This is a genomic window from Verrucomicrobiia bacterium (assembly GCA_019634625.1).
Classification (GTDB): domain Bacteria; phylum Verrucomicrobiota; class Verrucomicrobiia; order Limisphaerales; family CAIMTB01; genus CAIMTB01.
In genome coordinates, this window is the sequence record JAHCBA010000059.1 from 23,670 (window position 1) to 31,699 (window position 8,030).

Consider the following 8,030-nt stretch of genomic DNA (forward strand, 5'->3'; position numbering starts at 1 on the left):
GGTTCGCTCCAGGGCATCCCCATGAAGGCCAGCGTGATCCAGGGCGCCATCCTCGGCACGGCCATCGGTGCGGCCCTCGGCGTCGGTGCCTTCACCTTCATCTACGCCAAGGGCGGCTCCTATCTCACCGACAACCCGGCCGCCTGCGCCAATTGCCACGTCATGCGCGAGCATTACGACGCCTGGCACCACGGCAGTCACCGCGCCGTCGCCAGTTGCAACGACTGCCATACCCCCCACGCCCTCATCCCCAAATACTACGTCAAGGCCGAGAACGGCTTCTGGCATTCGTTCTACTTCACCACCGGCACCTTCGATGACCCCATCCGCGCCCGCGACGTCAGCCTGCGCGTCACCGAGGACAACTGCCGCCGCTGCCACTCCGAAATCGTGGACCAGATCGACCGACACCCCGGTCACGGTCGCGAACTCTCCTGCATCCGCTGCCATCGCGAGGTCGGCCATCCCAATCGTTAGCCCCTCCCTTTCGCACCCTTCCCCCTCCCCCTCAACCGCACCCCACCGCACCCCATGAACACCCCGACCCCCCCCGGCCCCGCCGCCCCACCGCCGCGCCGCACCCTCGTCGCCTTCGTGGTCACCGCCCTCGTCGCCGCCCTCCTCGCCGTCGGCGGCCTCGCCCTGCTCATGAACATCCTCGAGCACAAGCAGGAGGCCCGGAACCCCTTCTTCCGTGTCGTCGAACTCACCGACGAAACCGAGGACCCCGCCATCTGGGGCAAGAATTTTCCCCTCCACTACGACGACTACCTCCGTACCACCGACCAGCAACGCACCCGCTACGGCGGCAGCGAGGCCCTCCCCCGCACCCCCACCGATGCCGACCCCCGCTCCATCGTCGCCCAGTCCCGCCTCGAAGAAGACACCCGCCTCAAACGCATGTGGGCCGGCTACGCCTTCGCCCGCGATTTCCGCGAGGACCGCGGCCATGCCTACATGCTCGAGGACCAGACCTTCACCGAACGCCAGCATGCCGTCGCCCAACCCGGTACCTGCCTCAACTGCCATGCCTCGGTCTATGTCCCCTACATGCGCGCCGGTGACGGCGATCTCTTCCGCGGCTTCGAGGCCCTGAACCAGATGCCCTTCGCCGAGGCCAGACAGCACGTCCAGCATCCGGTCACCTGCATCGACTGCCACGATTCCCAGACGATGGAACTCCGTATCACCCGCCCCGCCTTCATCGAGGGCATCCGCGCCGCCAAGGCCGCCGAGGGCATCCCCGACTACGATGTTCAGCGCCACGCCTCCCGCCAGGAAATGCGCTCCTTCGTCTGCGCCCAATGCCACGTCGAGTACTACTTCAAAGGCCCCGAAAAGCGCCTGGTCTATCCCTGGAGCAAGGGCCTCAAGGTCGAGGACATGCTCGCCTACTACGATGAGGTCGGGCACCGCGACTGGACCCACGCCGAGACCGGCGCCGCCGCCCTCAAGGTCCAGCATCCCGAATTCGAACTCTGGAGCCAGGGCATCCATGCCCGCTCCGGTGTCGCCTGCACCGACTGCCACATGCCCTACAAACGCGTCGGCGCCCTCAAGATCAGCGATCACCACGTCCGCAGCCCCCTCCTCAATGTCCAGAAGGCCTGCCAGACCTGCCACCACTGGCCCGAAGAGGAACTCCTCCAGCGCGCGTTCACCATCCAGGACCGCACCTACAAGATGCGCAACCTCGCCATGGACGCCCTCATGGACCTTATCGATGACCTCGCCACGGTCCGCTCCTCCGGCATCGCCACCAACAACCCCGCCTTCCTCGCCGCCCAGGACTTCCAGCGCAAAGCCAAGTTCTACGTCGATTTCATCGAGGCCGAAAACTCCATGGGCTTCCATGCCCCCCAGGAGGCCGCCCGCATCCTCGGCGAATCCATCGACTTCAGTCGCCAGGGCCAGAACGCCCTGCGCCGCCTCCCCGTCGGCCCCGATACCGCCGCCGCCCACTGACGCCCACTGACGCCCACTGACGCCCACTGACGCCCACTGACACCCGCTGACGCCCGGCGGAGGCACCCCCCGCCGGGCGTCCTCATTCCCCCAGCGACCGAGCCACCACTCCGCGCAGACCGTCCGGGTTCCGCACCGTGATCCGCGGCCCGTCCACCTCGATCCATTCCATCTCGCGCAGCTTCGCCAGGGTCCGCGACAGCGTCTCGCTCACCGTCCCCAATTCCGCCGCCAGCGCCCGCTTCGTTCCCCGCAATTCCACCGTGTACGGCTCTGCCCGGTCCGGCTCCGGACGTTGCCGCCACAGCCAGTGCGCCAGCCGCGTCTCGACATCCTTCCGGGTCAGATCCTCCAACTGCCCCACCAGCGCCCGAAGATGCATCGACATCGACGCCAGCATCCGCAACGCCAGTTCCGGACGCTGCTTCAACAACTCCACAAATCCGTCCTTCCGCACCAGCAATACCGACGTCGGCTCCGTCGCCCGCGCATCCGCCGGATACCCGCTCTCGCTCGCCAGCGTCGCCTCCGCAAACGACTGCCCCGCCCGGAACACCTGGATCACCTGCTCCTTCCCCGCCGCCGTCACCCGGTGCACCAGAATGCTCCCGCTCTGCACCACATAGAATCCGCGCGACGGTTCGCCCTGCCGGAACAGATACTCCCCACGGTCCAGCGTCTTCGTCACCGTCAGCTCCACCACCCGCTCCATCTCGTCGCTCGACAGTCCGACAAACAACTCGCACCGGCGCAGCACGCTCGTCACCCCCACCCGCCGCAGTTCAGGTTGCACGTTCGCCATCCCCCGCACCCTATCCCCGCCCCCGCCCCGCGCCGAGCCAGATCCATCGCACCGCGTCCAGTCGCAGCCGTGCCCCCAGCAGATGCCCCCGCAACGCCGCACGCCGTGCCTCAATCCCTTCCACCTCTTCCGGCCGGACCGCCGGGTTCACCGCCGCCAGCGCCCGCAACCGCTCCGCCTCGTGGCCCAGTTCCGCCTCCATGCGCGTGACCGCCTCCTCGCGCACCGGACCCGCCCGCCCCTCCGCCAACGCCCGGCTCGCCGCCAGCATCGACGGCAACACCGACCGCACCGCATCGCTGTCCAGATCCTCGTGCCCATCCCCGTCCACCAGCCGCGCCCCCCCCAATCCCCGTTCCGCCTCCGCCGTCACGTCACCCCCGCGCGCATCCACCCACAGCCGGATCGGCGTCGCCGGAAGGAACCGGTCCACCATCCATCGCGCCGGTGCCACGCATTCCACCAGATGCACCGTCTCCAGCCACAGCCCGCGCCGCGGCGCCTCCGGCCACACCGCCCAGGCGCTGTTCCCATCCGGAGACCCCAGCAGCAGATCCAACGCCCCGGTCACCATCGGATGATCCCACGTCAGAAACACCAGATCCTCCCGCACCAGGGCCAGCGCCCGGTCGAACGTCACCAGACATCCCCCGGACGGCAGCCCCGGAAAGGACTCCGAATACACCCCGTCCCCCCCAAGCCGGTACCGCCTCGGCCCCAGATCCTCCACCGGCACCCCGTAGTGATCCCACGCCTCCAGCATGAACGCCTCCAGCGTCGGCTCGCGATCCATCGCCCGAACCCCCTCCACAATCCGCTCCGCCACCGCCGGCCGGAACGAGTTCAGCTCCAGCAACCGGTCCCGCCCCGCCTCCAGCCGCTGCTCGATCTCCTTCCGGACCTTCCGCGTCCGCTCCACCAGATCGTCCAATTCCCCCTCCCGCACCGACTGCGTCTCGTGATAGTCCTGCGCCAGATCCCGCACCTCCTCCCCAAACCGCTCCAGCAACTCCCGCCCCGCCACCAGATTGTGCCCGAACGCATCCAGCCCCTCATGGAACCACCGGAACAACACCTCCTGCGCGCTCCCCCTCACATACGGCACGTGGATCCGGATGTCCTCGCTCTGCCCAATCCGGTCCAGCCGCCCGATCCGCTGCTCCACCAGCTCCGGATCCAGCGGCAGATCGAACAACACCAGATGATGCGCAAACTGGAAGTTCCGCCCCTCGCTCCCGATCTCCGACGCCACCAGCATCCGGGCCCCGTCCGGCTCCGCAAACCACGCCGCATTCCGATCCCGCTGCACCAGCTCCAGATCCTCATGGAACAACGCCGTCGGCACCGACACCTCCCGCCGCAGCGCCTCGTCGATCGCCACCACCTTCTCCCGCGTCCGTGTCAGCGTCAGGACCTTCGCCTCCGGATGGTTCCGCAGGAATCCCGCCAGCCACACAATCCGCGGATCCCGCCCCAGATCCAGCCCCGTCCCCTTCCCCTGCGCCCCGGACCGCTCCCCCACCACCCGGTCCGCCTCGAACTCCCAGGCCAGCCTCTCCAGCTCACGCTCCGTCTCCCCCTCCACCGTCAGGGGCTCCGGACACGGCACCCGCCGCGGAAATCCCTTCATCGCCGCCCGCGTGTTCCGGAACATCACCCGCCCCGTCCCGTGCCGGTCCAGCAGATCCGACACCAACGCCTCCCGCGCCGCCGCATCACCCCGGGCCAGCGCCTCCAGCCGCCCCTGGATCTCCCCGGGCTCCGATCCCAGAATCCCATGCAACCGCCGCCGGTCTGCCGGCGACAGCTTCGCCCCCCCTGCCAGCCGGTTCGCCACCGACGCCACCTCCCCGTAGTGCCGCGTCTCCTCCTCGAATCGTTTCAAGTCCGGATACCGGTCCGGATCCAGAAGCCGCAGCCGCGCAAAATGCCCCGCCAATCCCAGTTGCTCCGGCGTCGCCGTCAGCAGCAGCAGGCATTCCGAACTCCGGCTCACCCGTTCCACCGCCAGATACTCCGGGCCCGCCCCCTCCACACCCCAACGCAGGTGATGCGCCTCGTCCACCACCAGCAAGTCCCAGCCCGCCCCGCCCGCCTGCGCCGCCCGGCCCGGATTCAAAAGCAACGGCAGCCCGCACAATACCCACTGGTCGTCGAGGAACGGGTTCGCCTCCGGATCCCCCGCCGCGATCGCCCGGCACCGCTCCTCATCGAAAATGTGGAACCGCAGGTTGAACCGTCGCAGCAGCTCCACAAACCACTGGTGCACCAGCGGCTCCGGCACCACCACCAGCACCCGCGCCGCCCGCCCTGTCGCCAGCATCCGGTGCAGAATCAGGCACGCCTCGATCGTCTTCCCCAATCCCACCTCGTCCGCCAGCAACACCCGCGGCCGCTCCCGCCCCGTCACCTCCGCCGCAATCGACAACTGGTGCGGGATCAGATCCATCCGCCCCCCCACGAACCCCCGCACTGCCGACTGCCGCCGCCGGTGCTGATGCCCCAGCGCCCGCCACCGCAGCTCATGGATCCGTACCGGATCCACCCGGCCCGTCGCCAGCCGCTCCTCCGGAGACCCGTACCCCACGGCATCGCACAACGCGCTCTCCAGGGCCTCCTCCCCTCCCTCACCCCGGTATCGCAACACCCCGCCCTCCTCCTCCACCGCCGCCACCAGCCAGCTCGCCCCCTCCCCCGCCGTCACCCGTTCGCCCGGTCGAAACACCACCCTCCGCAGCGGTGCCGATCCCACCGCATACCGCCGCTCCTCCCCGCTCGCGGGAAATCGCACCCTCACCTGCACCCCGTCGCCCTCCACCACCAGCCCAAGCCCCAGCTCGGGCTCCGCTTCGCTCATCCATCGCTGTCCCGGTAACAAACGCATCCAAACCCAGTCCACCCCCGAATCCCCACCCCAGTCCAGCGCGCATTCCACCCGGCAGGCTTCCAAACGCAGTCCTCCCGCCCTATCCTGTCCGCCATGATCGACGGTCACGACCAGGATGTCGCCCTGATGCTGCGCGTTCAGCGCGGCGACCGCGCCGCCTTCGAGTCCCTCGTCGGGAAGTACCGCCAGCCCATCCTCGGCTTCGTGCTCCGCACCCTCCGCGATCCCGATGAAGCCGAAGACATCGCCCAGCAGGTCTTCGTCCAGGTCTGGAAGGCCGCCGCCCGTTACCGCGTCGCCTCCCGCTTCGCCACCTGGCTCTTCACCATCGCCCGCAACCTCTGCCTCAACGAACTCCGCCGCCGCGGCCGGCACCCCACGGAATCCCTCGACGCCCCCGGCCCCGCCGGCGATGCCCCGCCGGAACGAACCTTCGAGGATACCCGCAGCCCCGGCGTGATCGGTGAAGTGCTCCTCTCCGAACTCGATGCGAAGATCGAAGAAGCTCTCCGCGACCTGCCCGAGTCCCAACGCTCCGCCCTCCTCCTCCTCCGCGAACAGGAACTCGCCTACGAGGACATCGCCCGCATCCTCGGCGTCTCCGTCTCGGCCACCAAGTCCCTCATCCATCGCGCCCGCGAAACCCTCAAGCTCCGCCTCAAAGCCTACCTCCGCACCGGCGAATGGAATGCCGCCGCCGCCGGCACCCCGGAAACAACTTTTCCCCGTGCCCGGTTTTGAACCCTCCGTGACATGAGCGACGATCCCCGTCCCTCCCTCCGTGACGTCCTGCTCCGCCGCGACCTCCATCCCGACGAGGAACGGCGTCTCGCCCGCTGGCTCGACCTTCATCCCGAAACCACCGCCGACTGGCAGTCCGACGCCGCCGTCGCCCGCGCCCTGCGCCGCCTCCCTCCGGTCCCCGTTCCCTCGAACTTCACCCACCAGGTCCTCGCCCGTCTCGATCGCCAGTCCGATTCCCAGACCCGCGCCACCCGCCGCCCCAGGACCCTGCGCCTCCCCTGGCCCCGCTGGATCCCGGCCGCAGCCACCCTCCTGCTCCTCACCGCCCTCGGCGTCGGCTGGAATCTCCACCGCCAGCACCGCCAGGAACGTCTCTTGCAGGCCGAACGCGAACTGGCTGCCCTCCAGCTCCTCGCCGAACTGCCCCCCGCCGCCCTCGAAGATTTCGAGGTCATCCGCCACTTCGGCGATTCCTGGCCCCAGGTGGACGATGAACTCCTCGCCGCCCTCCAATGAACCCCGCCCCCGCCATCGCCCTCCCTCGCCGCCGCGCGGCCCTTCCACTCCTCGTCCTCCTTCCCCTCACCCTGCTCGCCGCACCCGTCGCCACCCCGCCGGCAGTCACCCTCCCCTCCCCTCCCCTCCCCCACGCCCCCTCTGCGACCCCACTCCCGGCATCGCCCGTCGGCACCTTCCGCCAATGGCTCGGCATGCCCGAGGCCGAACGCACCTCGGCCCTCGCCTCGCGGCCTGAACCGCAACGCGCCTTCCTCCGTTCCAGGCTCGCCGAATACGAATCGCTCCCCCCCGAGCAACGTGAAGAACGCCTGCGCGTCACCGATCTCTACTGGCACCTCCAGCAACTCGTCCGACGCCCCGCGGATCAACGCCCCGCCCTCCTCGACTCCGCCCCCGAGGACCTTCGTCCCGTCCTCCTCCAACGCCTCGCCTGGTGGGATCGACTGGCACCCGCCGACCGCGACACCCTGCTCGCCCACGAAGACACCCTTCGCACCCTCGCCCGCCTTCGCACCGCCCCCCAGCCGCCACTCCCCCCGGGAATTCCACCGCTTCCCGAACCCGCCACCCCCGCCGGCTCCGGCCCGGCCTGGCAACGCTGGCAGGCCCTCTCCGACGCCGACCGCCACCGCGCCCAGGCCCAGTGGCGCGAGTTCTTCCGGCACCCGCCGGCCGCACTCGATGCGCAGACCCTCCCCGCCATGACGCCCGCCGAACGCCGTCAGATGGAGGACGTCCTCCAGCGCTTCCGCAACCTGCCCCCCGCCCAGCGCCAGACCTGCATCGATTCCTTCGCCCGTCTCGCCGGCATGCCCCCCGCCGAACGCGCCGCCTTCCTCCGCCATGCCGAACGCTGGGAAACCCTCCCCCCCGCGGAACGCGCTGCCTGGCGCCGCCTCGTCACCCAACTCCCCCCCCTCCCCATCCAACCCGGCCTGCCCCCGCTCCCTCCCTCCGCCGGCCACCGCTAGTGCGGCGCCTCCCCTCCCGGACGCCTCCCGACGCCGTCCTCTGACGTCACTTCCGCCAAAATGGACTCAAACTTCGTGCATATGCACGAAGTTTGAAAGAATAAGCCCGACACATTGCTGTTGACCAAGCCTCTGTTAATTA

At 69.3% G+C, this 8,030-nt stretch carries 7 protein-coding genes; 5 read left to right on the top strand and 2 right to left on the bottom strand.

Annotation, left to right across the window (positions count from 1 at the left end):
• Positions 1-21: 21 nt before the first annotated feature.
• Together nrfH and KF833_22465 are read left to right on the top strand one after the other, a co-directional pair.
• Positions 22-477 carry a cytochrome c nitrite reductase small subunit gene (gene nrfH, locus KF833_22460; GenBank protein MBX3748080.1) on the top strand — a complete coding sequence of 152 codons (456 nt, stop codon included), beginning with the start codon at positions 22-24 and terminating at the stop codon, positions 475-477.
• A 54-nt stretch (positions 478-531) separates the two neighbouring features.
• Positions 532-1,965 carry an ammonia-forming cytochrome c nitrite reductase subunit c552 gene (locus KF833_22465; GenBank protein MBX3748081.1) on the top strand — a complete coding sequence of 478 codons (1,434 nt, stop codon included), beginning with the start codon at positions 532-534 and terminating at the stop codon, positions 1,963-1,965.
• Between the two features lie 82 nt (positions 1,966-2,047).
• On the opposite strand, the gene KF833_22470 is transcribed toward KF833_22465, so the two are convergent.
• A complete protein-coding gene (locus KF833_22470) occupies positions 2,048-2,767 on the bottom strand; it encodes a Crp/Fnr family transcriptional regulator (GenBank protein ID MBX3748082.1) in 720 nt (239 codons plus the stop codon).
• Positions 2,768-2,777: 10 nt separating this feature from the next.
• Positions 2,778-5,651: an RNA polymerase-associated protein RapA gene (gene rapA / locus KF833_22475; GenBank protein MBX3748083.1), complete on the bottom strand. Its 2,874-nt coding sequence runs from the start codon at positions 5,649-5,651 to the stop codon at positions 2,778-2,780.
• Between the two features lie 96 nt (positions 5,652-5,747).
• Between rapA and KF833_22480 the strand changes: the two genes are divergently transcribed.
• Genes KF833_22480 through KF833_22490 form a run of 3 tightly spaced genes read left to right on the top strand, consistent with a single transcriptional unit; the run spans position 5,748 to position 7,888 of the window.
• On the top strand, positions 5,748-6,395 hold the full coding sequence (locus KF833_22480; protein ID MBX3748084.1) for a sigma-70 family RNA polymerase sigma factor: 648 nt from the start codon (positions 5,748-5,750) through the stop codon (positions 6,393-6,395).
• Positions 6,396-6,407: 12 nt separating this feature from the next.
• Positions 6,408-6,914: a hypothetical protein gene (locus KF833_22485; GenBank protein MBX3748085.1), complete on the top strand. Its 507-nt coding sequence runs from the start codon at positions 6,408-6,410 to the stop codon at positions 6,912-6,914.
• Positions 6,911-7,888 carry a DUF3106 domain-containing protein gene (locus tag KF833_22490; GenBank protein ID MBX3748086.1) on the top strand — a complete coding sequence of 326 codons (978 nt, stop codon included), beginning with the start codon at positions 6,911-6,913 and terminating at the stop codon, positions 7,886-7,888. Before KF833_22485 ends, KF833_22490 begins: the two co-directional genes overlap by 4 nt.
• Positions 7,889-8,030: the final 142 nt, after the last annotated feature.

What these genes read in the sequence shown, in the direction of transcription:
- nrfH (MBX3748080.1), top strand. Translation starts at nt 22, where the DNA reads ATGAAGGCCAGCGTGATCCAGGGCGCCATCCTCGGCACGGCCATCGGT.
- KF833_22465 (MBX3748081.1), top strand. Translation starts at nt 532, where the DNA reads ATGAACACCCCGACCCCCCCCGGCCCCGCCGCCCCACCGCCGCGCCGC.
- KF833_22470 (MBX3748082.1), bottom strand. Translation starts at nt 2,767, where the DNA reads ATGGCGAACGTGCAACCTGAACTGCGGCGGGTGGGGGTGACGAGCGTG.
- rapA (MBX3748083.1), bottom strand. Translation starts at nt 5,651, where the DNA reads ATGCGTTTGTTACCGGGACAGCGATGGATGAGCGAAGCGGAGCCCGAG.
- KF833_22480 (MBX3748084.1), top strand. Translation starts at nt 5,748, where the DNA reads ATGATCGACGGTCACGACCAGGATGTCGCCCTGATGCTGCGCGTTCAG.
- KF833_22485 (MBX3748085.1), top strand. Translation starts at nt 6,408, where the DNA reads ATGAGCGACGATCCCCGTCCCTCCCTCCGTGACGTCCTGCTCCGCCGC.
- KF833_22490 (MBX3748086.1), top strand. Translation starts at nt 6,911, where the DNA reads ATGAACCCCGCCCCCGCCATCGCCCTCCCTCGCCGCCGCGCGGCCCTT.